The sequence below is a fragment of the Streptococcus suis genome, from assembly GCF_002964045.1.
Classification (GTDB): domain Bacteria; phylum Bacillota; class Bacilli; order Lactobacillales; family Streptococcaceae; genus Streptococcus; species Streptococcus suis_U.
This window is the reverse complement of sequence record NZ_POPB01000477.1, coordinates 1-396: the sequence shown is the minus strand read 5'-3', so window position 1 is coordinate 396 and position 396 is coordinate 1. Positions and strand designations below refer to the sequence as shown.

At 36.6% G+C, this 396-nt stretch carries 1 protein-coding gene; it reads left to right on the top strand.

Annotated features, from left to right (window positions below):
- Positions 1–342: IS200/IS605 family transposase (tnpA, locus tag C1E99_RS12135; protein ID WP_105207685.1), on the top strand; the 342-nt coding region annotated here is incomplete at its 5' end.
- Positions 343–396 lie beyond the last annotated feature (54 nt).

Here is a 396-nt window from a genome sequence, read left to right as displayed (position 1 = left end):
TTCCGACGTTTGTGTAGTTATAAAGGCGTAGAAATTATCGAAGGACATCTGATGCCGGATCATGTTCATATGTTAGTCAGTATTCCTCCGAGATTAAGTGTATCAAGCTTTATGGGTTATTTAAAAGGTAAGAGTGCTCTTATGATGTTTGATAAACACGCCAATCTCAAATATAAATTTGGCAATCATCATTTCTGGGCAGAGGGATATTATGTAAGTACAGTTGGACTTAATGAAGCCACAATTAAGAAATATATACAAGAACAGGAAAAACATGATATAGCACTTGATAAGTTAAGTGTAAAAGAGTATGAAGATCCCTTTAGGGATAATGGCAAGTAGTACGAATGCCTCTTTAAGAGGCTAGTGACGAGTCAAAAGCAGTGAGGAGATCGG